The organism is Bythopirellula sp. (assembly GCF_041737835.1).
Classification (GTDB): domain Bacteria; phylum Planctomycetota; class Planctomycetia; order Pirellulales; family Lacipirellulaceae; genus Bythopirellula.
Window position 1 is genome coordinate 255,210 of record NZ_JBGSQY010000004.1, and the last position, 26,993, is coordinate 282,202.

At 53.6% G+C, this 26,993-nt stretch carries 16 protein-coding genes and 5 tRNA genes; 15 read left to right on the forward strand and 6 right to left on the reverse strand.

What is annotated here, in order from left to right; translation table 11 throughout:
• Positions 1-29 precede the first annotated feature (29 nt).
• Positions 30-383 carry an HPF/RaiA family ribosome-associated protein gene (locus tag AC6T8Q_RS02520; protein ID WP_496920879.1) on the reverse strand — a complete coding sequence of 118 codons (354 nt, stop codon included), beginning with the start codon at positions 381-383 and terminating at the stop codon, positions 30-32.
• A gap of 282 nt (positions 384-665) precedes the next feature.
• Here AC6T8Q_RS02520 and AC6T8Q_RS02525 point away from each other — a divergent pair, with 282 nt between their 5' ends.
• The 4 genes from AC6T8Q_RS02525 to AC6T8Q_RS02540 all read left to right on the forward strand — a co-directional run bounded on the left by AC6T8Q_RS02525 (position 666) and on the right by AC6T8Q_RS02540 (position 12,362).
• Positions 666-2,564, forward strand: a complete 1,899-nt coding sequence (locus AC6T8Q_RS02525) for a glycoside hydrolase family 44 protein (protein ID WP_500677597.1) — start codon at positions 666-668, stop codon at positions 2,562-2,564.
• A gap of 100 nt (positions 2,565-2,664) precedes the next feature.
• Complete coding sequence (locus AC6T8Q_RS02530; protein WP_500677598.1) at positions 2,665-5,442, forward strand: beta strand repeat-containing protein; 2,778 nt, start codon at positions 2,665-2,667, stop codon at positions 5,440-5,442.
• Between the two features lie 80 nt (positions 5,443-5,522).
• Positions 5,523-12,086 (forward strand): PEP-CTERM sorting domain-containing protein, encoded by a 6,564-nt coding sequence (locus AC6T8Q_RS02535; protein WP_500677599.1) that lies wholly within the window; start codon positions 5,523-5,525, stop codon positions 12,084-12,086.
• Between the two features lie 69 nt (positions 12,087-12,155).
• On the forward strand, positions 12,156-12,362 hold the full coding sequence (locus tag AC6T8Q_RS02540; protein WP_500677600.1) for a YrhK family protein: 207 nt from the start codon (positions 12,156-12,158) through the stop codon (positions 12,360-12,362).
• Here AC6T8Q_RS02540 and AC6T8Q_RS02545 read toward each other — a convergent pair.
• Complete coding sequence (locus AC6T8Q_RS02545; RefSeq protein WP_500677601.1) at positions 12,322-12,585, reverse strand: hypothetical protein; 264 nt, start codon at positions 12,583-12,585, stop codon at positions 12,322-12,324. The genes AC6T8Q_RS02540 and AC6T8Q_RS02545 overlap by 41 nt on opposite strands.
• Entirely contained in the window at positions 12,554-13,645 is a 1,092-nt protein-coding gene (locus tag AC6T8Q_RS02550) for a response regulator (protein ID WP_500677602.1), read from the reverse strand. The genes AC6T8Q_RS02545 and AC6T8Q_RS02550 overlap by 32 nt, the downstream gene beginning before the upstream one ends.
• Positions 13,646-13,993: 348 nt before the next feature.
• Here AC6T8Q_RS02550 and AC6T8Q_RS02555 point away from each other — a divergent pair, with 348 nt between their 5' ends.
• The 3 genes from AC6T8Q_RS02555 to AC6T8Q_RS02565 all read left to right on the forward strand — a co-directional run bounded on the left by AC6T8Q_RS02555 (position 13,994) and on the right by AC6T8Q_RS02565 (position 18,754).
• Positions 13,994-15,514, forward strand: coding sequence for a right-handed parallel beta-helix repeat-containing protein (locus AC6T8Q_RS02555; RefSeq protein WP_500677603.1), 1,521 nt, complete (start codon positions 13,994-13,996; stop codon positions 15,512-15,514).
• Positions 15,515-15,595: 81 nt separating this feature from the next.
• Complete coding sequence (locus AC6T8Q_RS02560; RefSeq protein WP_500677604.1) at positions 15,596-16,957, forward strand: M64 family metallopeptidase; 1,362 nt, start codon at positions 15,596-15,598, stop codon at positions 16,955-16,957.
• 90 nt (positions 16,958-17,047) lie between these two features.
• The gene (locus AC6T8Q_RS02565) at positions 17,048-18,754 is read left to right on the forward strand and encodes a PEP-CTERM sorting domain-containing protein (protein ID WP_500677605.1); all 1,707 of its coding nucleotides are present in this window, start codon (positions 17,048-17,050) and stop codon (positions 18,752-18,754) included.
• On the opposite strand, the gene AC6T8Q_RS02570 is transcribed toward AC6T8Q_RS02565, so the two are convergent.
• From AC6T8Q_RS02570 to AC6T8Q_RS02580, 3 genes are all read right to left on the reverse strand, one after another.
• Positions 18,705-20,201, reverse strand: a complete 1,497-nt coding sequence (locus AC6T8Q_RS02570) for a zinc metalloprotease (RefSeq protein WP_500677606.1) — start codon at positions 20,199-20,201, stop codon at positions 18,705-18,707. The genes AC6T8Q_RS02565 and AC6T8Q_RS02570 overlap by 50 nt on opposite strands.
• 128 nt (positions 20,202-20,329) lie before the next feature.
• Positions 20,330-21,076, reverse strand: coding sequence for a DUF2270 domain-containing protein (locus AC6T8Q_RS02575; RefSeq protein ID WP_500677607.1), 747 nt, complete (start codon positions 21,074-21,076; stop codon positions 20,330-20,332).
• A 46-nt stretch (positions 21,077-21,122) separates the two neighbouring features.
• On the reverse strand, positions 21,123-22,910 hold the full coding sequence (locus AC6T8Q_RS02580) for an SLC13 family permease (RefSeq protein ID WP_500677608.1): 1,788 nt from the start codon (positions 22,908-22,910) through the stop codon (positions 21,123-21,125).
• A 362-nt stretch (positions 22,911-23,272) separates the two neighbouring features.
• On the opposite strand from AC6T8Q_RS02580, the gene AC6T8Q_RS02585 reads away from it, so the two are divergent.
• The 8 genes from AC6T8Q_RS02585 to nusG all read left to right on the forward strand — a co-directional run bounded on the left by AC6T8Q_RS02585 (position 23,273) and on the right by nusG (position 26,993).
• Positions 23,273-23,345, forward strand: a tRNA-Thr gene (locus tag AC6T8Q_RS02585).
• A gap of 351 nt (positions 23,346-23,696) precedes the next feature.
• Positions 23,697-23,778 (forward strand) — tRNA-Tyr (locus tag AC6T8Q_RS02590).
• Between the two features lie 112 nt (positions 23,779-23,890).
• Positions 23,891-23,961 (forward strand) — tRNA-Gly (locus tag AC6T8Q_RS02595).
• Positions 23,962-24,087: 126 nt separating this feature from the next.
• A tRNA-Thr gene (locus AC6T8Q_RS02600) sits at positions 24,088-24,160 on the forward strand.
• Between the two features lie 91 nt (positions 24,161-24,251).
• On the forward strand, positions 24,252-25,451 hold the full coding sequence (gene tuf, locus AC6T8Q_RS02605; RefSeq protein ID WP_496920892.1) for an elongation factor Tu: 1,200 nt from the start codon (positions 24,252-24,254) through the stop codon (positions 25,449-25,451).
• Between the two features lie 83 nt (positions 25,452-25,534).
• Positions 25,535-25,607 (forward strand) — tRNA-Trp (locus AC6T8Q_RS02610).
• A gap of 87 nt (positions 25,608-25,694) precedes the next feature.
• The gene (gene secE, locus AC6T8Q_RS02615; RefSeq protein WP_496920893.1) at positions 25,695-26,096 is read left to right on the forward strand and encodes a preprotein translocase subunit SecE; all 402 of its coding nucleotides are present in this window, start codon (positions 25,695-25,697) and stop codon (positions 26,094-26,096) included.
• A 78-nt stretch (positions 26,097-26,174) separates the two neighbouring features.
• Complete coding sequence (gene nusG / locus AC6T8Q_RS02620) at positions 26,175-26,993, forward strand: transcription termination/antitermination protein NusG (protein WP_500677609.1); 819 nt, start codon at positions 26,175-26,177, stop codon at positions 26,991-26,993.

Sequence of the window (26,993 nt, forward strand, 5' to 3'; positions counted from 1 at the left end):
TGCTGGAGGTTGTCGTCAAGCGGATTTTGTTAGAGAGCTTCTTCGCCCGCAAAAGAAGGGCGGCCCTTGGCCTGATCGAGTCGATCGAAGTGCGTCGCCAGAGCCTTTTCCAGCTTCGCGATGGCACCATCTAGGGATTGATCGACAGTCGACGCCGTGGCGGTCACGGTGAGCGGTTGCCGACCCGAAATGCGTGCCTCCATCGCACACCGTTTGTCATTACTGCCCGATTTGTGCCCACTATTTTCATCGGAGAGGTGCACGTGCACGCTGGTAATGCGTCGTTGAAATCGTTCGAGCGTGTCTTGAACGAGAGCTTGTACGTAATCGGCGAGTTTCGCAGTGCCTTCAATATGGTTGTCGGTGCCGAGTTGAACTTGCATAATTCCCCCAATCTTGCGGAGACAGAAAACACGAGAGCAAAAGCTGATCACTCTCTAAAGAAAAGTACGTTAAAACGACGACAAGGTTCGTTCAAAAAGCCACGAATAGTATTCTACAAATCCCGTTCCAAAAGCGCTCCATCCCGGCGTGATCCTAGGGAAATCCGGAGCGAGACTTGTTGCAATCCACCATTTCGGTATGCCCGACACGCATTCCGTCTGGTACAATAAGTGCCCGTGAGGCCGTGGCCTCGCAGGGGCGCTTTTCTTGGGAACGACATCATGACGAATTGCATCCGTGGGTTGGTGCTTGCGCTGAGCGTATTGACGACGCTGGCTCAACTCCATGCCATCTCTCCCGATAATCCAGGCCCCGCTGACGTGCAATTCACGGTTAATGCTGGGCAGAACGTGCGGGCGATCTCGCCACATATCTATGGCATTAACTTTTATGAAAACGCGGGCTTCGAGGCTCCAGCCACACTCGACCGCTTAGGCGGCAATCGTTGGTCTGGCTATAACTGGGAAACCAACGCCTCGAATGCTGGGAGCGATTGGAATCATCAAAGCGACAACTATCTCGTCGAGAATTTCGCGAGCAACACGCCGCCGGGCGAAGCTGTTCGTCCTTCGCTCGTGAGTGCAGCGCAGAGCAACCGAGCTTTGGTCGTCACGGTTCCGATGGCCGGTTATGTTGCTGCCGATGTTGCGGGTCCCGTGAGCGTGGCACAGACTGCTCCGTCATCGCGGTGGCATCAGGTGGCCGCCAAGAAATCGTCGGTTTATCCCGGCAGCAGTTTGAGCCTTGCGCCCAATGAAAGTGATAACTATGTCTTTACGGATGAATTTGTGAATTGGGTCGAGACAACCCGCGAACAACAATCCAGTCCGCCGGAAGTATTTTACAGCCTCGACAACGAGCCTGCCTTATGGAGCGAAACCCATTCGCGACTTCATCCCAACAAGCCCACGTTCGCCGAGATGAAAACTAGAACGATCGCCCATGCCTCGGCGATCAAAGATGTTGCTCCCGATGCAATGGTGTTGGGGGCAGTATCGTATGGGTATTCCGAGTTCACAACATTACAGGACGCGACGGACCGAACGACTTCCCCCGCGCATCCCGGCGGCGACCAGAACGGCGAGAATCACTATCTGGAGTGGCTGCTCAAAGAAGTCCGCACCGAAGAACTTGCTCAAGGTCGCAAGCTGATGGACGTACTCGACGTGCATTGGTATCCCGAAGCCATGGGTGGCGGGACGCGGATCGCGTTCGACAACAATCCCAATCCCTCGGCGGGGTTGATCGAAGCTCGCATTCAAGCGCCCCGTTCGTTGTGGGACCCGACTTATGCCGAGACAAGTTGGATCAGCCAGTGGGGCACATGGCAAGGTTCACCAGGAAATTATGGGCCAGTAACACTCCTGCCTAGGCTGCAACGAGATATCAACGATTTCAATCCTGGCACAAAACTCTCGATCACCGAATACAACTACGGCGGTGGTGCGCATATCTCGGGCGGGATTGCCCAAGCGGATGCACTAGGAGTCTTTGGCCGCGAAGGATTGTTCGCTGCCGCCTTGTGGCCCATTGATGCTAGCCAGGCTTTTACCGATGGTGCATTTCAAATGTATCTCGACTACGACGGCCAAGGGGGCCAATTCGGTGATACTTCGATCAACGCCAGCACCAACAACATCGCACAGTCGGCCGTGTATGCGAGCGTCGATTCCGAAGACCCGTCGCGAATGATTCTCGTGGCGATCAATCGCACCAATCAGCCCCTTGATGCGGGACTCGCCGTGACGAGCGATTTGCGTTTTGATCGTGCCGAGGTTTTCCAGCTTACATCGGCGAGTGCCAACCCGCAGCAGGCGGCTGACATCGACATCAATCTCGTCAACGCGTTTCAATACACGATGCCCGCTTACAGTGTTTCGACATTAGTGCTTTACTCCGCATCCCTCCCCGGCGACTTTGATAGTGATGGCGACGTCGATGGTCGTGACTTTCTTGCGTGGCAGCGGAACCCTAATCTGGGGGACTTGGCCGATTGGCAATCAGGTTATGCTGGTCAATTCGCGGCAAGCACGAGCGTGCCCGAGCCTGCGAGTTTAGTACTTTTACTGCTGGGATTCGTGACATTAAGCCGTGGCTCGTCGGCAAATCTTTCGCGATAGCAATATGAAGCAAACATTAATTCTGTTTGACACCCCGCAATCGCAGGACTAGATTGCCGGTGCTAAAAAGAGATTCATGCACCAAGTGGGGGGAGCTTCGATGTCGCGTTCGGCGTTTGTGACGTTTGTGTGTTGCGGGCTTAGTTTTTCTCCTTTATCACTCGTTGCGGCCCCGGTGAGTTGGGTCAACGGCAGTGGTGGTGATTGGCTCGCTCCCAGCAACTGGTCGAGCAATCCCGCACTTCCCAGTTTTATTGATCAGGTCACGATCAGTCAGCCGGGGACGCTCACGATCACACTCAGCGGTTCGGCACCCGAGATCAATTCGCTCTCGATGAGTGAGAATCTGTTAATTACCACACCTTCCGATCTCGTGGTGGGGAGCGGTGGGGGATCGATCAGCGGCACAATCGATCTGCAGAATGGGCGGCTCATCAGCAAGACGGGCACTCTCAACATTCTCAACACGGTGAATAGCGATGTCTCGGGACTACGAGCCTCGGCGGGAGGAAATATGCTGTTCTCACCAGGAGTGCTAAGCACCATCAATGGCCGTAGCGACAATCGCACTACGCTCGAATCAGATGGCACCAGCAGTCTGCTCGATCTCTCGGGTGTAACCACGTTCACCGGCGGTGGGTTCTTTAATGCGGTACTTGCGGCCACAAGCGGTGGCACGATTGAAATGGAGAACGTCGCATCGATGACAAGTGGCGCGACGTACATCGAAGCGAATGGAGCGAATAGCCAGATTGCGCTGAATGCCTTAACGACTTTCAGCCGCAGCATTACGACCGATTTTGGCGAACTCCGCGCGATCAACGGCGGAACACTCATCACACCGAACCTCACGACCCTGAGCAACCACATCGCGGTTCGAGTCAGTGGTGCCACCTCGTCGATTGGTTTGAGCAACGTCACGAGCGCCAATACGGTTTCATTTTATGCCCTGGATGGCGGCGTCGTTCCTTTGAATTCCTTGACAAGCTATATCGCCGACAGCAGTGGTTCAACCTTCCAGGCCGATGGAACGGGAAGCAAGCTCGATTTGTCGCCACTTACCACGTTCAATGGTGGTACATTTAACAATTCCAAGCTGATCGCCAACAATGGTGGCATCATTGAATTAGAGAATGTGACGTCACTCAATACGGGAGCGTTTTTGATCGATGCGACCAACTCGGCAACCATCAATCTTTCAGCTCTGACGACGTTCACTCGCACGAACTTTGCCGATACGGCCCGCCTGCGAGCTGCGGGCGGGGGCAGCATTTTGACATCGAGTCTGACAACATTGGGCCCGGTGCTCGTCGAAATCGATGGGGCGGCTTCGTCGATCAACTTGTCGAATCTGACATCCGTCGATAGCACGAGTTTCACAGCGACGAATGGCGGCACGGTGGCTCCGGCGGTGCTAGCCACTTACAACGCGGGGAGTACAGGCAGTAGTCTAATCGCCATTGGTGCGACGAGTTTGGTCGATCTTTCGTCGTTGACAAACTTCAGCGGCGGCACCTTCAATCGCACGAACGTTGTGGCTGCGGGGGGACGCGTGGAGATCGACAATGTGACACAAATTGTTAACGGATCGACCAACGTCGAAGCCAACGATGGTGGCCGCGTTGTGCTGACCGATCTGACAACATTCTCTCGAACAAACAATGCCGATCTCGGCAGGCTTCGTGCGGCCAATGGTGGGATCATAGAATCGCCGAATCTGACGACTCTAGGACCGGTCAATATTGAGATCTCAGGAGCAACGTCCGTCGTCGATTTGGATTCGCTAACGAGCGTCGATACGACGAGTTTCTTGGCCAGCAATGGCGGCGTGATCACAGCCCCCGCGCTCACCGGTTACTCTGCCGGCAGCAATGGATCCGTTCTACGAGCGGATGTGGGAAGTTTGATTGATCTGTCGAGCGTCACAACTTTTGCAGGGGGAACGTTCAACAACACCGACGTCTATGCGGTTGGTGGTACGATCGATCTCGGCGGCGTAACAACCATGGTCTCCGGCGGCACCGACGTTCGCGCGACGAGTGGTGGTCACATCGATTTTGCAAGCTTGGCGACATTCGCTCCCACGAACAATGCCGACGCCAAAGTCATTTTGGCCGACACCAACGGGTCGATTCAATTCCGCACCGCGGGCAAAACCACGGTCACCAATACCGAAATGTTCTTGAACACGGGCGGTGAAATGCACGGCCAGGAAATTGAACTGGGCGCCGGCACAAACTTTCAAGCCACGGGCACGGTGCAGGCCGATCTGAGCAATACCGCCGGCAGCTTGCGGCCTGGATTTAACAATCAAATTGGTGAGCTTGAAATTGAAGGGGATTTTAAGCAAGGTAGTAGCGGCCAGTTGCGGATCGAAGCCTCGAGCGTGCTGCAGTATGATGCCATCGATATCGACGGCGACGCGAGTTTAGGCGGGAATTTGCATATCACGCCCCTCGCGGGTTTCACACCTGTCTATGGCACGGGCATCGATATTATCAACACCACGGGCAGCATCTCGGGTGTCTTTAACACGATTACTTGGGACGGCTTGTTTGGCTGGCGCGTGGAATATCTCCCCAATGTTGTGCGCTTGCTCGCTCAATTTGGCGCCGACTTCGACGAAGACGGCGACGTCGATGGCGACGACCTTCTCACTTGGCAGAACAACTATGGCATGAACTCTGCCGATCATGAAGATGGCGATGCCGATGACGATGGCGACGTCGATGGCCGTGATTTTCTCGTCTGGCAAAGACAATTCACGGGCGCACTACCCGTGGTGGCGAGCACGAGTGTGCCCGAGCCATCGGCAATTTACTTAGCACTAATTGCGGTGGTTTCACTTTTCCAGCGAAAAAAGCCCTTGGCGCATTGACCCCAAGGGTTTGTTTGCTGGCTACTGCAAACGCGGCTATCATGGAGGCTGACTTTTACACCTCCTTGGGCAGGGTCGCCATGTACGCCAGAATACTCCGCGTGCCGCTCGGCATGCTTTTTATTGCATGTTTATTATTTGCACCCGCCAAGGTTGACGCCGTCGAAGCGGTCTGGATCGGTGGCTCCTCAGGCAACTGGTCCGACCCAGCCAACTGGTCGACGGGAGTGGTTCCAAGTGTAGCAACGACAAATGTGACGATCGATGATGGTTCCGCACAGGAGAGTACTACAACGCTCGATCAGAACGCGACGGTGGGCAATCTTTGGATTGACAGTGGTGATGCCCTAAACTTTGATGCTAGTCGAGTGTTAATTGCAAGCTCCGCGAAGATTGCCGGCAACGTCAACTTCGCTCCGTCGTCGCGATTACATGTAGGTAACTCACTTTGGGTTCAAGGAAGTGGAAGCCTTTCGCTTGTCGACGCTTCGCAGATTTATGTTTACACGAGTCCTTATTATGTGCTCTGGAATGAAGGTCGCGTTGAAGGGGCAGGTCGCTTCGATCAGCGTGTCGTGCTGAATAACGAGGGCACTGTGGTGGCGAACGTTCCTGGCAAGCAGTTGTTGATCAATCCGTATAGTACTACTGACAGGAGCTTACATTTCAATCGAGGTGAGCTCATCGCTGAGACTGGCGGTGCACTTAACGTCGTCGTCGAATCATCAAGGTTTACACCTCTCGAAAATTCGGATGGACTGATCGAAGCACGCGGCGACTCGACAGCTTTACTACAAAGAATTCGACTCGTGGGTGGACTCGTGTCAACGTCCACGGCGGGGGGCGTCCAGGAGGGAGCTGTGACATTGTCATATACCGCGTTGGAAAATGTCACGCTCGAAAGAAATGTGAAGCTTGATTCGGTTGTATTCAGCGGTCGCGTGATCAACAACACGCGATTGGAGGAAATGGCAGCAAATAATTTTTATGTCGAGGGGAATGCCACAATCTCGGGAGATGGCTGGCTTGAGCTGAACAACGGTGGATTCAACGTACCTCCCTCGAATATCGTCGTCGACAACTTGGGAATTCCGGGGATTGTGAACGACGTGAATCACACGATCAAAGGTCCCGGTGTGATTAATAGTGCTAGTTCCACGGATCGACTTGTGTTCGACAATCGCGGCGTGATCGAAACCAGCGAAGGGACCCTTCAGATTAATCTTCGCACGATCACCCAATCCCAGTCCGTTGTTCCATTCTCCATCAATTCTGGAACCATCCGCGCGAAGGCAGGTGGCCGAGTCGAAATCTTGGGGACGACCCCCATACCAAGTGGCGAAGTGCTCATAAACTCCGCTGGATCGACGATGGGTCTTGTCGAAGCCGGTGTGGATTCAACGGTCGTATTGGGGAATATGACTCTCCGCGGCGGGGTGCTGCGAGCTGTTGCACCTGATGAGGGGACCACCGGGGCGGCAGGTAAGGTCATAACAAATGGGACACAGTACGCCTATTTAGAGGACATGCGTCTGGAAGGCAGAATTGGCGACATCATCGACAATAGTCGGTTCGGCTTTGCGGGCACGATTGAGAATACCGGCGTGATTTCTGGTGGAATAACAATTTTCAAGCCAACGACCCTTACGGGTGGTGGAGAGATCAATTTCGGAACCTTCGGCGGAATTGGTGGATATTCGCCGCAGTTAGATGTCTTTTATGATCCCCTAATCAATGAAGATAACTTTATCCACGGTGCGGGTGGCATCGGAGGAAATATGATCTTCATCAATCGCGCGGTTGTGCAAGCCGATATTCCCAACGGCACGTTATCGATTGTCGGTCCCCCCGACACTTCTATTGAGCCACAGCCTTACATGAATAGCGGTGAATTCAAGGCGATCAATGGCGGCAAGATGACCATCACCGCGCAGATTGTCAACTTCGAGGGTAGCGATCTGGGGACGATCCATGCAGGTGTCGGTTCGCAAGTGACTATCGCCAAAGTGAGCGGCGGCATCCTCAGTACCGACGGAACAGGAAAAATCATCGTGGGATCCGATGGCTCGCTGGCCAATGTCCACAACTTGGGATCGCTTGTCATTGGTAGCTCAATAGCTACTCAATTCCTGGGAAAGACCACGAACGACGGTACGGTCACCCAGACGTATGCCTCGGGAGTTTATTTCGGCGGGCCTTTTGCCGAGCTGACTGGAAATGGCGTTTGGGGCACGACGAATGTTGCCCTAGCGTTTGAGGTGGGCTCCTCAACGATCCCGTCGATCTTTACTCATGGTGCGATGCACACGATTCAAGGGGGCGGGAAGATCAACGTAGCTAACGGCGCGTTCATCAATCGCGGCACGGTGATCGCAAATAGTGCGACACCGCTGGTCATCGCAATCGCGCAAGGTGCGACGATTCAACAGCAAGGTTGGCTTGCCGTTAACAGCACGCGGACAATGGAAATCCAATTCAACGACGAGTTGTTCGTCAACCGCGGCATCATCGATGCGATGGGCACGTTCCAACTTAGACGGATGAATGCGGGGCCTGTCGAGTTCAGAAACGCACCCGGGGCGGAACTGCACATAGATACGGTTTTCAATGCCAACCAAAACGGTTTCAAGGTCAGCCTTTGGAATCAACAAGGGGCGCTCATGGCGGGTCACGGCAATGTGAACCTGTATCGCTCGTCTACCAATCATGAAACACTGCTTCGCAATTCGGGCGTGATACGACCGGAAGGGACGGCTACCGAGGTCGGCGAGATCTCGATCTCTGGCAATTTCCAGCAAGATTCGTCGGGACTGTTGAAGCTTGATCTGAGTAGCCCCGCGAGTGGAGAGTTCGACGCGCTGCACATCACGGAGGGCCATGTCCTCTTGGGTGGAACGTTGGAGATCTCGTTACTCGATGCTTACGATCCATCCATCGGCGACAGCTTCGAGATTTTAACGAACATCGCTGGCTTGGTTAGCGGCACGTTTGATCAGTTCGATGCCCCCGCGTTGTCGGGCCGGTGGTGGAGTCTCGATTATCAGAGCGACCGATTGGTGCTGGAAGTGAACCCGATTACGGCTGACTTCAACTCGGACGGTGTCGTGGATGGTTTCGACTTGGCTGCCTGGCAATCGGCTAACCAAGTGGGCAGCAATGCTGCGGATGCAGATGGAGACGGAGACAGCGATGGCCGCGACTTCCTCGCGTGGCAGCGGCAATATGGGAGTGGTATTGGGCCCGTAGGCTTGGTCGCCGTGGTTCCCGAACCGAGTGGCATTGTTTTATTATTTGTCGGCATCATATTCATTTCTGCGCGCCGGCTAAGCGGAAAGTCAGGAGTCGTTCCACACAGAGTTGCCCCGAGCTTTGGTGGCCCCGGCCTGCTTGCTACTTTCGCTATGCTCGTGGTGTTCAGCACATGCCAAGCAGCGTTTGCTGCTGAAGCCTACTGGACAGGTGGTCCCGCGGGTGCGTGGTCGGATCCCGCCAACTGGTCGACGGGTGTCGTGCCGAATCTGGCAACCACCAACGTGTCGATCGACGACAACTGGTCGCAGGAGAGCACGGTCGTGCTCGACCAAAATGCAACGATTCAAAATCTTGTGGTCGATGTGGGCGACGTGCTCCAATTCGATCCTAGCCGCGTACTCACGGCAAACTCAGTGACTATTGGAGGAGAGCTCAGCTTGGCCGCCTCGTCGCAGTTGAAGGTGAGTGACTACATTTTGATCGAACCTGAAGCGACGCTCTCACTGGCTGATGGTGCCCAAATTTTGCGGGTCGGCAACGCGCTGTATGTTCCCATCATGAATCAAGGACGTGTTGAGGGGGCTGGAGGGTTTTTGTTCTATGATCACCGATTTGCCTGGAACAACGAGGGTTCGGTCGTTGCAAATGTCCCCAGCAAACGATTGGACATCAATCTATTAAGTACTAATGCAAGAGGTGTGCATCTCAATACAGGCGAACTGATCGCCGAGAATGGCGGCGAGCTGCGGGTCATTGGACAAGGAGATATTTCGAATCAAGGCTTCTTTACGCCGCTCGAAAACTCCACTGGCCTTATCGAAGCGAGGGGAGACTCGAAGATCAGTATGTCGAACATTCGGCTGGTCGGAGGACAACTCAGTACTTCATCCACCGGCGGGTCTAATGAAGGTTTGATTACATTCAACAGCGTGATGTTTGAAAACGTTACGCTTGAAGGAAACTTGGCGCTCAATTCGGTGACTTTTAGCGACCGAGTCGTCAACAATACACACAGCGTCGTCAGTTCGTTTTATGTCGAGGGATATGTCACGATCACGGGCAATGGCTCGCTCGATCTCAATGGAGGATATGTCAATATTCCGGGAGGGCTATACGGCGGCCAGTTTGTTGGAACTCCTGGCTTTGTGAACGACGTGAATCATACGATTAAGGGGCCTGGTAAAATTAATTCAGGGGCGTTTGGTCCGAATCGGCTTGCTTTCGACAATCGCGGAGTGATCGAGTGCGAAGATAACTTGCCGTGGTTAAACCCTGACACACTGCAAATCAATTTGCGGTCTTCCAATTCGACGAGCGGTGGGTCCTCGATCAATTCGGGAACGATCCGCGCGAGATCGGGCGGCATGATCGAAATCCTTGGTACCAATCCTAATGATGAACTAACGAATTATAGCGGAGTTCAATCAGGACTCGTAGAAGCAGCCTTGGATTCGACGGTTTCTCTCGGAGCGATGACCCTACGCGGTGGAATCTTGAGGGCGGTTGCTTCCGAAGAGGGTAGCACCTCGCAAGCGGGCAAAGTCATAACTAGCGGAACACTCAGCGCGACGTTGGAAGATCTGAGGTTGGAAGGCAAGATTGGTGATAACCAAAGTAACAGCCGATGGAATCTGGCTGGTCGAATTGAGAACACAGGCATTCTAAGCGGCGTTTTTTCGATTGCTAAACCGACAACCCTTACAGGCGGCGGTGAAATTCGTATTGAACAAGGGGGAGGAATACGACGCATTGATCCACAGTATAGCAACCCCCGCCCACAGTTAGTGAATGAGGATAACCTGATTCACGGTGCAGGTGACGTTGGGAGAGATTTGGCATTCACCAATCGCGGGACCGTTCAGGCCGATGTTCCTGGCGATACGCTCAGGGTGTTCTCAAACATACCATCGCCACTTTTCAATAGTGGAGTGTTTAGGGCAATCGAGGGTAGCACGCTTGAAATCCAAGTTCCGATCGTCAACTACGAAGGAAGCAATCTTGGCACGATCCACGCGGGTGACGCCTCCGAAGTTCGAGTCGTGCAAGTGAACGGTGGCATTCTCAGCACGGAAGGAACCGGGAGGATAGTTGTTGTTTTTGGTGGCTCCATAACTAACGGATCCTACCTTGCTGACGTTCATAATCAAGGGACCTTGGTCATCGATTCATACACAGAACTCCGCGGACGAATCATTAACGACGGCACATTAACTCAAAATGGAACAAACAAGGTTTACGTCGGCGAGACAATCACTGAGCTGACAGGTAGTGGCGTGTGGGGTACACAAGCTAGTCCCGTCGCGATTGAGATAGGTATGCCATCAGGGGGGCTATTTGTTCACGGCTCGGAGCACACGATTCAAGGAGGCGGGACGATCAACGTGGCGCGGGGCACCCTCGTCAATCGCGGCACGGTTATCTCCAATGGCTCGACGCCGTTAAAGATCACACTCGCAGCAGGGACCAGCATGCAACAGGAAGGCTCGTTAGTGGTCGAAAGTTCAAGCGACTTGGAAATTCAGATTAACGACGAGCGATTTTCGAATCGAGGTATCATCAACGCGGAAGGGGATTTTCAAATCGAACGGTTGAACGCCGGCTCAATCGAGTTTCGAAATACGGCTGGGGCTGAATTGAGTATCAACTCCAGTTTCACGGTTCTGAGTGGCAATGCAGGTAGCAGCTTATGGAATCAGGCGGGGGCGTTAATTGCCGGGCATGGCAACGTCGACTTACATGGTGCAACAACAAATCACGAAACATTGTTTCGCAACTCGGGGACGCTGTGGCCAGAGGGCTCGAATGATCCTACCGACGAGTTCAATATTTCCGGGAACTTCCAACAGGATGTGACCGGCGTGTTGGAGATCGACTTAGGTGGGGCACCCAATCTTGGCGAATTCGATAGGCTGAACATTACCAATGGTGGGGCACTGCTCGGCGGCACGCTCGATGTCTCACTCGTGAGTGATTACGACCCGCTGGTTGGCGATAGCTTTGAAATTATCAACAACCTGGGCGGCACAATCACCGGTGCTTTCGACAACTTCACCGTCCCCGCACTCTCCGGCCGTTGGTGGTCACTGGATTATCTCAGCGATCGTGTTGTTCTTAACGTGAATGCCATCACGGCCGACTTCGATGGCAATGGCTTTGTCGACACCAACGATCTCGACGATTGGCAGGCCGCTCATCAAGCCGGAACTAATCTGGCGGATGCCGACGGCGATGGCGATAGCGATGGCCGTGACTTTCTCGCCTGGCAACGGCAATTTGGTAGCGGCATCCCAGTGGCAGGTGTTGCCAGCGTCCCGGAACCGTCAACATTGCTGTTAGTCGCTTTGTGCGGAGTTTGGTTCCCACGCCGGCGTTCAACACAATTTTTCAGATGATTGCCGTCAGGGAATTTGCTAGGCTTGGGCAAACCTATTCCAAGTCTTTGCCTAGCAAAGGAAGTCTCGATGAAGAGTTTGTTGCGAAGGTTCTTTGACCGTTATCGCTGGTTCTTTGTGGCCGAAGGGGTGTTCGGCAATTTTTTGTTCTTCGCGGGTAGCGTGTTGTTTCTTTGGCCGGGCACACAGCAATTTGGCGTGTGGTTTTTTATTACAGGCTCGGGTCTTATGTTGGTCAGCAGTTCGGCGGCCGCGTTGGCGGAATATTCCCACTGAACCGATTCAGCTCGCCGGGATGTTCGCCGTTGCCGACGAGTACGTCGATATTCTGGCCAAGCAACGTAGCCGGTGCGCGACCCAGCAACTGTTCGACGTTGGCGCTCACATGCGTCACGAGATGAGTCGACGGATCAACTACGGCCAGAATCCCGTGAGGCTGAATCGCCCCCGGGATATGAATCGGTTCGCTATCGCAAGTGGTGAGATCGAGCTGAGCCATGCGTATTCAGAGACGAGAGGTTTTTGTCTGTGTTCACGACCTTCGCTTGCGTGAGCAGCCAATCGCCGAGTGTGCGAAACGTCGTTTGAGCCGCGGCAATCATGCGCGACTCATTTGCAGGTGGCGAGCAACTTTCGAGCCAGACCAAAAACTGCCGCCAATTGTTTTGTAAGTTCTCACCATAGAAATTGAAAAACGAAGCGCCGTTTGTGCGAGTCAGTCCCAGCCTAGAATGAAAATGTTTGGCCAAGATAGCACCCCCTAACGACGACCCTTCCAGCACGTACATGATCCCCAGCACGTCGGCCAAGCCGCGCACTTCGGGCAGCGAAAGCGCGGTGGGAAGTTGATCGATTTCGTTGTCGCTCATTCCGAGAGCCACAAGATCGGTTCGCAAGGCGCTCGATTTACGTCGCAATAGTATTTCACTCGACCACGGTTCATGCTCAACTGCATGGGCCAATCGCGCTTCGATGGCAACATAAAAGCCATAGAAGGCTGCGAGTAGTTTTCGATAAACGCTAAGATCTTGATTAGGATTCAGCAGATCGAGTTGCCGTTCCAAATTCATGTGTAAGTCGTGCGTGGCAGCACGTAGCCTCGATCGCAACGAGTCCGTGGGCTTCTCGGATTCATGCGATGAGTATTCGTCGGTCTGCGACGGTTGATGCAGATAGTCGGCTTCGACCCAATTGCCAAGAATCGCATTCTTGAGGTCGAGAATGTTAATCGGCTTGGCCAGATAAACATCGATCCCGCATTTCTGTGCTTGTGCCACAAGCTGTGGTTGGCTGTAAGCCGTCAACGCCACCAGGCGACGGACTTGGATCGCCGAGTTCGCGCGGATTTGTCGGGCTAGCTCAAAGCCATCCATCACCGGCATGCCAATATCGGTCACCACAACGTCGATTGGCTGGTCGGCCAAGACATCCAGAGCCGCCGCACCATGTTCGGCCGTTAAGACATCAAATTGATGAGCTTCAAGCAGCCGTTTGTAAACACGGCGCAAGCCATCGTTGTCTTCGACAAGCAGGACTTTTGTGCAGGGTGAAATCAACATGGTAGGTCGTATTCTATGCGGAATTAGCAGCAAGTTGTGCAAATGGCAAATGCTATGCCCAGGAATTTCTTCGTACAAACCGAATCGACGACTCTATGCCAATCACTCAAGGACCACGATATCCCTGAACATTTCACCGCAACGATTTAATTCGCATAACCAATTTGCCTTCCGCTGTATAGAAAATGTCCGAAGTGATCATCGTTTAACCGGTTGATGTGCGATCATTCTGAAGCATGTTGCACCAGCATGTACAAGTTGGCAGCTCGCGGTGACTTTGTTCTAATAGTCAAGCAAACGCGGTTGCCTGCCCGCGGGGCTTTTCTTTCGGTACAGAGGAATCGAACGATGCGATTGAGCACGAGCGGGATGCTGCGCCTTTGCGTGGCCGTGTGGTCATGCGGTCTTGTCAGCTTGCAAGCGGCGGAATTTTTTGTTTCCACCACGGGCAACAATTCTAATAGCGGTACCAGCAACGCGCCCTGGCGGACTCTGCAATACGCTGCAAACGAAGTCAGTTCTGGTGATCGTGTCGTTGTGCTGCCCGGCAACTACACCGGTTTCAATCTCACCACGAGCGGTAGCATCAATCAGCCGATTGAATTCTTCGCTCAACCCGGAGTCAATATCACACAGCAGAATGCTACCACCAACGATGGCATCAATCTCGAAGGGGCTTCTCATGTCGTGATCGATGGTTTCAACGTGGCGAACATGGGCCGGGCAGGGGTTCGTTCCGTGGGCAGTGAAGATGAGTTCGCAAGCCATGTCACGATTCGCAATGTCACGGCCAGCAACAACGGCGTGTGGGGCATCTTTACAGGATACGTCGATGATTTGTTGATAGAGAATAATAAAACGTCAGGTTCGGTCGATGAGCACGGCATTTACGTTTCCAACAGCGGCGACCGGCCCGTCATTCGCAACAACGTGAGTTGGAACAACACGCGGGCCGGGATTCACATGAACGGCGATGCCAACCTGGGTAACGATGGCATCATTAGTAACGCGCTCGTGAGTGGCAACATCATCTTCAACAACGGCACAGCCGGTGGCAGTGGCATCAATATGGATGGCGTGCAAGATTCGCGAATCGAAAACAATTTGCTGTTCAACAACTTTGCCAGTGGCATTTCGCTCTATCAGATTGACGGTGGTGGCGGAGCATCCGGAAACGTTGTGATTAACAACACCGTGCATCAAGCAGCAAATGGTCGCTGGGCATTGAATATCCAAGACGAGAGCATCAACAATACCGTCCTCAACAACATCTTGATCACAGACCATTCCTTTCGAGGGGCGATTGATATCTCTGACGAAGCGCTGACGGGCTTCACGAGCGACTACAACATCATGATTGGACGGTTCAATGTCACCTACGACGAGGAGCAAGGAATCGAAGACAGTTTTAATTTTGCTGGCTGGCAGGACTTCACCGATCAAGATGTTCATTCGATTGCAGTTTCGCCCTCGGCCTACGCCGAACTGTTTGTGAATCTCGCCGCCGATAATTATCAGCTTTCGGCGACCTCCCTTGCCCGTGATTCGGGAACCTCCCAGCTTGCACCTCTCAACGATCTGCTCGAAAATATGCGACCCATGGGGGCCAGCGTGGATCGTGGTGCCTATGAATATATTGCCAGCTTGCTCGGTGATTACGATGCGGATGGGGACGTCGATGGTCGAGATTTTTTGGCGTGGCAGCAGAACACAAGCGTTGGCACGCTCGCCACTTGGCAAGCAGCCTATGGCGGAGGCTCATTAACCGCGATAGTCGCCGTTCCAGAGCCAGGAACGCTCGGTTTTAAGGCACTTTTCTGTTTTGCCGTCACCTTTCGATTTGGTTGCTGTCGAACAAAGCGTTTTTAGTTGTCCGATTTGTTGACTCATGGTCTCGCTGCTGCTAATTTGATGCCAACTGGGGGTCTTCTGATCATTAAGGATGTCACATTGCGCCGGCGATTTTTCAAGTTGATAGCATTCGCGATCTGCTTTTTTGCAAGTCGCGAGTCCACCTTCGCGGCGTACACGACGATTGTCAATAATGGGCCGTCCAGCAATCGTGTCGACATCGTGTTTCTCGGCGATGGTTACACGGCTGCGAATATCGCGGCGGGAACCTACAGCCAGCATGTCGATCAGTACGTCGACTACATGTTTGCGAACACGCTCAATTCCGATCCGTTCTATCGGTATCGCAATTTCTTTAACATCCACACGATTGAAGTCGTGTCGAATCAGTCGGGGGCGGACATTCCACCCGAAGGCATCTTCCGCAACACAGCGCTCGATGCCAGTTACTATGGCGATGGCCAAACCGAGCGGTTGCTAACCGTCAACACGTCGAAGGCCAATGCAGCTCGCAATGCGGCACTCGTCGGTGCTCCATTCACCGCGGAAATGCAATACGTCACGATCAATCACACCAAATATGGTGGTGCTGGTGGAACTTATGCGACCTTCGCCGGAGGTAACTCCTTTGCCGCTGAAGTCGCTCTGCATGAGGTCGCCCATTCCTTCAGCAACCTTGCCGATGAATACGGCGGCAACCCCGGAACTTATACTGGCTCGGAACCGAGCGAAGTCAACGTCACTAAGAATTCAACCGGCGCGAAGTGGTCGCATTGGCTTGGCTACGAGCAACCAGGGGTCGGCACAATCGGCGCCTATCAAGGAGGAAAATATTACGATCAAGGAATCTATCGCCCCTCGCCCAACTCCAAAATGCGATCGCTGCAGAATCCCTTTGATGCGGTTTCGCGAGAGAAGATCATTCTCGACATTTACGCTCGCGTAAATCCGTTCGATTCGTGGACCATCAACAACAGCCCGAAGATTGACCCAGACGAATTAAGCGTTGATCTGATCGACGACTCGGTGATTGATGTTCAGTGGTTTGTGGACGATACGCTAGTTCCCATGGCAACGAGTTCCACATTCGCGATTGCAGATTTTGGTTTCGGGGCAGGCGAGTATCTGGTGAAGGCACGTGGTTACGATCCTACCGCCTTCGATCCCGTGAATGGTTGGGTTCGCAGAAATCAAAACCAACTAGAACAATTCGTGAGTTGGAAAGTGATCCTCACCGAACCTTCGTTGCCGGGAGATTTTGATTCCGATGGCGACGTCGACGGCCGTGATTTTTTAGCCTGGCAGCGTAATCCTGAGATCGGCGATCTTGCCCAGTGGCAAGCGGCTTACAACGATGGTTTGCTGGCTGCCAGCACAACGGTGCCCGAGCCCGCAGCCAGCACGATATTGCTTTCGATTCTGTGCTTCGTAGGAATTCGCCGCCAGCGTTCTGCTGACTGACCAAATCGAGCCTTTAACGTGATTGTCTTTGACTCTCGTGGCCGTTTCCTCTAACGTGTTGGGCAGGGGCCTTTGGGAACAGGCGTCGATATGAACCGTCATTCTCTCGCGCCAATTGCTCGCTTTGCGCCAATTGTTATTTGCCACATCTTAATTCAGCTTGCTTCAACCGCTGCAGCACAAACTTATTACGTCGCTACTACTGGCAATGACTCAACCGGCAACGGTTCACTCGCGAGCCCCTGGGCCACGATCGGCGGCGCGCTCGGTCGATTGCACGACAACAACGTCGATGGTGCGACCCTTTTGGTGCGCCCAGGAACGTATACGGGTCGCCAATCGTTGGTGGGCACCTTTGCGGAAGGGGTGACCGTCCGCTCGGAAATTCCCTATCAAGCTCGTCTTCGGCATTCTAGCCAAACAGTCGTGGCTTATGTGAATGGCCGTGGCGCGAGCGGCATCACATTCGAGGGATTCGACATCGCGCACTCTGGTGCAGGAGCTTCACCGCTCGTGTTTCATATCGACGGCGGTGGCGGCAACAGTGGCGTGGGTAACATTACGCTACGAAACAACGTCATTCATGACAGCTACAACAATGACCTGCTGAAGATCAATAACGGCGTGACCGATGTCCTGGTCGAAGGCAACATGTTCTACAACCAAGCCGGGTCGGATGAACATATTGATATCAATTCGATCGAAGACGTAACGGTTCGGGGTAACGTCTTCTTCAACGATTTCGGCGGCTCAGGACGCACCAACGGCAACGACACGTCGGCCTACATCGTCATCAAGGATAGCAACGACGACGATGATATTTTTCTGGGCACGGATCGAGTCAATGTCGAACGCAACGTGTTTCTGAATTGGCAAGGGAGCACGGGCTCGAACTTCGTGTTGATCGGCGAGGATGGCAAGCCGTTTATCGAAGCACGCAACGTGATGATCGAAAACAATCTTATGCTCGGCAATTCGACGAACGCCATGCGCGCAGCGCTCGGCGTGAAGAGCGGCGAGCAGATTACGTTTCGCAACAACACGGTCACCGGCGATCTGCCGTCACTCGCCTATACGATGCGGGTGAACGTCGAAAATGCCGCCGTGACCAACGACCAAATCAACTTTTACAACAACATTTGGAGCGACCCGACGGGCACGATGGGTTCGTCCTTCGGCGGGGCCAATGATTTCTCGGATGCACCACCAAGCGAAGTTGATAATTGGACGTTGCTCAACAATCAATACTACAACGGCGGTTCCGCGATTCCGTCCGATCCAAGCGAAGCAATCAACTACACGGCCGATCCTAATCGCATTGTCAGCAATCCCGGCCTGACTTCGCTCGGTGGCCTTGTCATCCCACGTTGGAATTCTGCGACAAGTGAATTTGCTGACGGTTCGGCAACGATTGAAGACGTGTTCACAAACTTGGTGATGGAGTACGGCATGCCAGCAAGTACGAGTGCTGGAGTGGATCACGCCTTGCCGAGTCAGTCGCCAGCAGTCGACATTTTCGGAAATCCCCGCGGCACGCTCCCCGATGTTGGCGCTTTCGAGATATTAAACACATTGGGCGATTTCGATTCCGATGGGGACGTCGATGGTCGCGATTTTTTGGCCTGGCAGCGTGGTGAGTCGCCCGATCCGTTCAGCCCCGCAGACCTTGCCACGTGGCAAGTGGAATACAACGGTGGTTTGCTCACCGCGACAATTGCCGTGCCGGAACCGAGCAGTCTCTTGTTGATTACCGGAGTGCTGACCGTCGCCGCCAGCAGACGCCGCCGGTTGCTATGAATAAAGCGAGCAGCAAAGTTTGGGGCTCGGGAATCTGACCAATACTTGCGAACGCGCCCGAGCCGTTGGCCAAATCGTACGCCGATTTGAAGTAACGAAAGTCGGCGAAATCGTTGTCGCCATCTAGATCAAGATCGCCGAGTTGGAAGGCATCGAGCTGACTTAAACCACCGAGATCAGTGTAAGCATTGGTGACAAAGATTTGCCAATCGTCGATCGTCGTGAGCCCATCCAAATTGATATCCGCCGACATTCCCGGCAGCGGCAATTCGCTTAAATTGAGATCGAGTTGATAGAACTGGTTGAAATCTTGCGTGCCCCGCACGCGTACCAGGTAATCACCAGGAGTTGTGAGTTGCCACGCGGGAATGAGCTCTGCTTCGCCCAGGCCGTGTTGATTAACCGTCGAGAGCAAACTCAACGTGCCGCCTGGGTTTTGAATGAAGAACTGCATGTTGAGATCGCTGTAGATCGTGGCGTCGATGAAACCCTGCTGAACGGTCGTGTAACTGGGCCCGATGGGTGACAGCTTGATATTGGCGAACGTATCGCCGGTGATTGAAAAGCGAAACCAGTCGGCGTCGTTCGAGCCGTCAATACTCAGAAAATCGTCGTCGAATTGTTCAATGGTTCCATCCGTGGCATCGGTCCCCCACGAGACCGCAGCAGACGTCGTGAAGTTGCCCAACAGATTGGCCGTGGCCGGAGTATTATTGCCGCCGATCTTTTCGCGGGGATCGCCGTACTGGCGGTTGAGCCCATAAATATCGTCAAACTGAAAGCCCCAGATGTCGGTTCGCAGGCCGCCTTCCATCACCGCTTTCCCCGAACCATTCACAAACTCGACATGCCCCAAGCCGACGCCGTGGCCGGATTCATGAATGATCAGATTGCGAAATCCAGGTTCGGTGGCGAAATAAAAACCCACGGAGCCGTTGGTTTCGCGGGTGACATCGATCCGCATATCGCCATCGTTGGGAAAGGTGTTGTCGGCCAGGGCACCACCGGGAGTGCCGTCGAGATTTTCGCCGCCGATCCGGATATCGCCTTCCATGCCAGCATCTGCTCCGCCCGAAGTCAGTTCAGGCACATAAACCATCGTGAAGCCAGCGACGCGCTCGTACTGCGCGTACGCATTGTTCATCACGGTCCACCAAGGGCGGTTGGTATAGTCGAAGCCACGTTCTCCTGTCGGGACGTTCCAGCCATCGTCCAAAAATTGAATAAGTTGGCTGTTGGCCGACCGAGAATAACTTTGTCCGTCAGGCACAACGCTCCAGCGTAGCGTCACTGGGTCGCCACGCAACAGCCCACCACCGTTCACCTGCGTGGCCGACCAACGATTGACGATGTCGTATGCGGATGCTTGTGTAACCGTAAGCAAGGATACCGCCAGCGCAATCGCACATAGCACAAGATTTCCAGACAAGAAAAAGTACCGCGTCATATTCCGCCTCGCCGCGCGACAAGAAGAGAGATCGGCTCGTGCGATCCACTCTAGTTATCTCGGCAAGAGCGTCAAGCGAATCGGCAATTTTGGCAAACACTCTCAAAGTGTTTGTGAATGATGCGCGCTCAATCCGCCGCGTCGACATCTGAGATGCTAAATTTATGAAACAGGCTGTCGTTGACGCCGAAGTACTTTTCTTCGCCATCGACTTTCCCCCCTGTAAACATGAGTGCTACGAGATACGTATAGAGCACGAGCACGAACCCGAAAATTCCCCAGCCGGGTATAAAGCCAATCCGCATGTCCGCCAGCAACTGAGAAAAAGTCGGTAGCTCGTCTCCTTTGACCGGCTGCAATTTCACGAACCAGCCCACGAGCAACAAGAGAAATAGGGGAAAGTAGTTCCGTAACAGTCGTGCTCGCAGGGCCTGTTGCCACGTCATATTGAATCTCGGGTGGAGCAAATCCTCGGCCACCAAGCGACCCCAACCTTGTCGGACCGCCTTCATGTCGAATTGCAGGATCGGCGTGAGAAAGTTCACCTCTAAATTCCGAACTCTAGCACACCACACGTTGAAGATGCGGTAACGACGCGCTTCAATTCCCATAAAAGTAAGAACGAGCAACATGCCGACAATCAACGGAGCATGTGAATGAGCCGGTTCGCCGAAAGTAAAGGTGACTAAACCCATCACCGAGAGAATTGACCAGTTGGTTGTCGTGTCGAGTCGCACACGCCAGATGGTCGAGCGGTGCAGTTCGCCACGATAAAAATGAACCAGCGCCCCGATGTACTCCGAACGTGTCAGTTCAGAAACGTCGAATTGCGGGACGATGGGCTTGGAGAGTTCAAGATGTTCGGTATTTTCCATTTTATTCGCATCGCCATATCACGTATCATTCTTTGCAAGCATACCATTAAAATGGCCAGAACCAACGGATGAGCGGAATTGCAGTGGCAGCCACCAATATTTCGGTAACGAAGCCTAAGCGAAAATAATCGCTAAACCGATAGCCGCCCGGTCCCCACACGAGCGTGCTCGACTGGTGACCGATAGGCGTGACCATTCCCACGGCGGAACCGACAGCCACCGCCATCAAGAAAGGGTCAGCTGACAAATCCATTCGCTCGGCCATGCTGATGCCGACGGGGCACATAATAATTGCCGCGGCGGCGTTGCTGAACAAATCGGCGAGCACGATGGATACCACTAAAATCACACCGAGCAAGAGAGTCGGGCTGCTGGTTCCGACAAAATTGACAGTGGTGTTCGCGAGTGATTCCGCCGCACCGCTCGTCTCAAAAGCTTCGCCCACGGGGATCATCGCACCCAATAAAACGATCAGTGGCCAATCAACGCCTTCGTAAACTTCGCCGACACGGATGACCTTGAACAAGACCATCCCCAGGGCGGCGGCGACGAACGCCATGCTGGCCGGCATCCAGCCGATGCTACTGACGACAATGGCCGCGATAAAAAGCCCAATGGCTGTGAGCAATTTTCGGTAAGGCTGCAATTTCCAATCACGCGACACTAGCGGCAGAATGCCGAGATCACGGATGATATTTCCCATCTCGTCACGCGGCATTTGCAGCAGCAGCACGTCGCCCGAACGAACCCGCGCATCGCGCATCCGCTGCTCCACAAGCCTGCCGCGTCGGCCCAAGGCCAACAGATTGCTATAAAAGTTCTCGCGCAAATGAACCTGTCGTGCCGTGTTGCCCACCAAGATCGAGTTCGGCATCACGACCGCTTCCACAATTTCCAGTTCTTCGGGATTGATCGCTTCTTCAGGCGTGGGGGAGTCATCGGGAATAGGGCGATCGCCTTTAAGTACCAATTTCTGTTCGGCGATAAATTCCTGAAGATGCTGCGAACCGCTGCGGACCAGGATGCGATCCCCCTCGTCCAGGGCGAGCGATTTCATCTGCCGACCTTTGACAAAGACCTTGCCGCGCTTGATCGACATGACATTGATGTCGCTTTCGGGACTGACGATTTCCTTGATCGATTTTCCAATGGCTTTGGAATCTTCGAGGACGATAAGCTCGGCAAAGTAATCTTCGATTTCAAACAGATCGCCTTCGACTCCGCTTTTGCGATTCGGAACGATTCGCCAGCCGATCAAGACAATGAAAGCAAAGCAGATCAGGGCCACTCCGCCGCCGACGGGTGTGAAGTCGAACATGCGAAAGGGAGCATCGGCATAGTCGCTGCGAAAATCGGCCACGATCATATTCGGTGGCGTGCCGATTAGCGTTGCCATTCCCCCCAACAGAGAACAAAAGGCCATCGGCATCAGGATAAACGAGGGAGAACGCTTCGATTTGCGAGCCAAGTGAATCGCCACGGGCATCAGCAGTGCGACGGCCCCGACATTATTAATGAAGGCTGACAGAATTGTTACCGCCCCACACAGAGCGATTACCTGCCGAGATTGGCTTTCACCGACGAGAGTCATCCATTGGCCGACTAATTGAACTAAACCGGCTTTTTCCAGGGAAAAACTCAGGATCAGGATCGCGCCTACGGTAATAACCGCAGGGTTCGAAAAGCCGTCAAAAGCTTCCTTAAACGGCACAATTCCAGTAAAAGTCAGCGCACAGAGCGACATGACCGCGATCAGGTCGTAGCGAATCCGGTCCTGAACAAAGAGAACCATCGAGACGATGAGGACCGCATAGACGATCAGCTGGTCGGTCATGGATTTATTTCGTGCCCTTTCCTTGAGGAATCGGTCGCCATTCTCGGCGAAAACCGTCAATCCAGAGGCAATTGGTGTGCCAGTGACCAGTCGATGAGAGGATATGTTTTAGCCCAACAAGGCAGTAGGGTGGGAAAGAATCCGTAGTTTATCGTGCCAATCCTCGTTCTGCGGCCTGGGCGAAGTAGGTGCTAGCTTGTCAAATTAGGTGAACTTTGCGGCAATTTGGGTCGTCTTAGATAGAATCCGCCGAGAACTTACCCAACTGATGTACAGTTGGGCGCGAAATTCGCTTGGGGTCGCCTTGTCACACTTCTGGACATAGCTATATTAGGTGATTCGCGTAAGTTTGTCGGAGTCAGGCTAGCGTAGCTCAATTGGCAGAGCAGCTGATTTGTAATCAGCAGGTTGGGGGTTCAATTCCCTTCGCTAGCTCGTCAAGTCGCGGTGCGCCCATTCGTTTCGACGCAAGTTGAAGTGTGGGGAGCGTTGTCGGCGCTACAGAAGTTTATCAATTCGCGCGTTGAAAAATTGTTTTCAGCAAGCGAGTGATAAGCGTGATGAAGAGACATATGCGAACGGATTGAAGGACGTGGCCCTAAGTGATTGAAGCGAGTGAGCTTTTGCTTATTCGTGGAAAACAATCTGCTTCTCACAGGAGCAGAATACGCCGTAATCACGAAACAGACAATTGGTGCGAGTCGATTGTTTGGTTCCTAAGATCGTTAACGATTGATTGGACGAAGTGACTGAGGTGCGGAAGCGAACGGGCGCGGTTGGCAGACCGGGGAGTTACCGAAGTGGCCAAACGGGGCAGACTGTAAATCTGCTGGCTCTGCCTTCGCAGGTTCGAATCCTGCACTCCCCATTTGAATTTAAATTTTAGGATTGATGATTTCTGATTGGGTGAAGAGGAAAGCTTGGACGGGATTGCATTTCGCAATCATAAATCAGACGTCATAAATCAGACATTTATGATTGCGGGTGTAGCTCAATGGTAGAGCAACAGCCTTCCAAGCTGATGACGAGGGTTCGATTCCCTTCACCCGCTTTGAGAAAAGCTATTAGCTGAGAGCCGTTAGCTTTTAGTCAGAAAAATTTAGAAAAGTTAGTTAGAGAAAGATCGTTTGAGCTAATAGCTGATGGCTAAGAGCTAAGAGCTAATAGCTTACAAGTCGCTGCTGTAGCTCAGTTGGTAGAGCACTTCCTTGGTAAGGAAGAGGTCATGAGTTCGAGTCTCATCAGCAGCTCTGTAGGTAAGTAAAAGTTTAAGGGTTGGTGAGTGCCTCCCTTTTGTAGTTTCCAAAGTTAGCGACCCAGTAAATCAGTGTAGGGAGAAAAATGGCTAAGGATACTTTTGCGCGTACCAAGCCGCATGTGAACGTTGGTACGATTGGTCATATTGACCATGGAAAAACCACCACAACGGGCGCGATCCTGGCCGTGCAGGCGGCTAAAGGTCTCGCCAAGGGTAAGTCGTATGCCGACATCGCCAAGGGCGGTACCGTCCGCGACGCCACCAAGACGGTGACGATTGCCGTTTCGCACGTTGAATACGAAACCGCCAATCGCCACTATGCCCACATTGACTGCCCGGGCCATGCCGACTTCATCAAAAACATGATCACCGGCGCCGCCCAGATGGACGGTGCGATCCTGGTTGTGTCCGCTGCCGACGGCCCGATGCCGCAGACTCGCGAGCACATCTTGCTCGCTCGTCAGGTGGGTGTGCCTCGTATCGTCGTGTTCCTCAACAAGTGCGACCTCGTTGACGACGAAGAGTTGCTCGAGTTGGTGGAGCTCGAAGTTCGCGAACTGTTGACTCACCACGGTTTCCCCGGCGATGAAGTGCCGGTCATTCGTGGTGCGTCGAAGCCTGCTTACGACAATCCGTCTGATCCCGCCGCGTCGAAGTGCATCGGCGAATTGATGGACGCCATCGACAGCTACATTCCCGAGCCAACCCGCGAGACCGACAAGCCATTCTTGATGGCCATCGAAGACGTGTTCTCGATCGAAGGTCGCGGTACCGTAGCCACGGGACGTATCGAGCGTGGTAAGGTCAAGGTCGGCGAAGAAGTCGAGATCATCGGCTTGACCGCTGCTCCGACCAAGACGACCTGCACGGGCGTCGAAGCGTTCAACAAGACCATGGATCAAGGCGAAGCCGGCGACAACGTCGGTTGCTTGCTCCGCGGTGTGAAGCGTGAAGATATTCAACGCGGTCAGGTGCTGGCCAAGCCAGGTAGCATCACTCCGCACGTCAAGTTCGAGGCCGAAGTTTACGTGCTGTCGAAGGAAGAAGGTGGTCGTCACACGCCGTTCTTTAGCGGCTACCGCCCACAGTTCTACTTCCGCACGACGGACGTCACCGGTGCCGCCAACTTGATGGGCGACGCAGAAATGTGCATGCCCGGCGACAATGTTCGTTTGAGCATTGAACTTGGCAAGCCCATCGCCATGGACGACGGCGTTCGTTTTGCTATCCGCGAAGGTGGCAAGACTGTCGGTTCAGGCGTTGTGACGAAGATTTTGGAGTAAGAAAAAGGCGGAGGGCGGAAGGGGGAAGGCGGAAGGTTCGGATTTAAATCCACCTTCCACCTTCCGCCCTCCCCCTTCACTACAGGGGTGTAGCTCAATTGGCAGAGCACCGGTCTCCAAAACCGGGGGTTGCGAGTTCGATTCCCGCCGCCCCTGCTTGGGAATGAAGAGAAAAGACGAGATTGCGTTGCAAGCGAGTCGAGGACTACTCGACGACCTGGTTTTAACTGAGTGAGATTGGCCGTGGCCGAGTTAATTTCTGGAATGTTCGGGGCTTCGCGTTACAAGCGTAGCCAGGGCAGGATTGCCCGACAGGTCACCTTTGCCGCGATCGCGCTGGTGTTTGCGGTGGCGGCATGGAAGCTTAACTCCATGGCGGGGGCGGATGCCGTCAGCCGTTATGTGGTGCCGTTGATCGTCCTGGGCGTGGGTGCATGGATCGCTTTCCGGATTGTGAACATCCCCAGCTTTGCCGATTTTTTGATTTCGGTTGAAGCGGAGATGAACAAAGTCTCGTGGCCAGGCCGCACTGAGTTGTGGCGGGCTTCGATGGTAGTGATTGCGGTCATCTTTTTGCTGGCGGCGATTCTCTACCTATACGACATTGTGTTGAGCTCGATCCTGCACAGGGTTTTCGGGTTTTAGGATCAGTTTCGATTTGCCCCGGACGTGGCGGATCGTTAGGCATTTAGGCTGTTTGGCATCAGAACGAAGGAACTCTCGGTGAGCGACGAAGCCGAAAAAATCGTTGACGATTCGACCGCCGAGGATGAAAACCTCGCCGCGACCGCAACCGAAGACGCTCAAGAAGAGCAGGCGGCTGTGGATCAGGCGGAAGCCGCGATCTCCGAAGAGGAAGTCGACGGCCAAACCGACGAAGGCGCCACGGACGAAGTGGTTGTCGAAGAACCAGCCGTTTTGAAGAAGCCAGCCACCAAGAAAGAAAAAGAAGAAGAACTCGATCCCGTTAAGCGGGCTCTGCTTCCCAAGAAAAAGGATGAAGGACCAATCGTCATGGATTGGTACATCCTCAAGGTGCAAAGCAACCGCGAACGGTCGATCGCCGAGGCGCTCCAGCGGAAGATTAAGGTCGAGGGATTGGATCGTTACTTTGATCAGGTGGTTGTTCCCACCGAGAAAGTAACTGAGTTCAAGGCAGGCAAAAAGAAAGTCGTCGAGCGGAAGCTCTACCCCGGCTACATCGTCGTGCACATGTGCATCAACGACGACACGTGGTTTGCGGTTCGAGAAACTTCGGGCATCGGCGATTTCACGGGCTCGGCTGGGAAGCCGACCCCCATGCTGGCGCACGAAGTGGCCCGCATCGTCAAGAAGGACGAGGAAGAAGTCGCCGAATCGCCTAAGTTGAACATCAACTTCAAGATTGGTGACCGCGTGAAGATCAAGGAAGGCACGTTCGAGAGCTTCGAAGGCGAAGTAAACTTGATCGACGAACAAAATGGTCGCATCACGGTGATGATTAACATTTTCGGCCGCAGTACGCCGGTCGAATTGGAATATTGGCAAGTTGAAGTGCTGTAG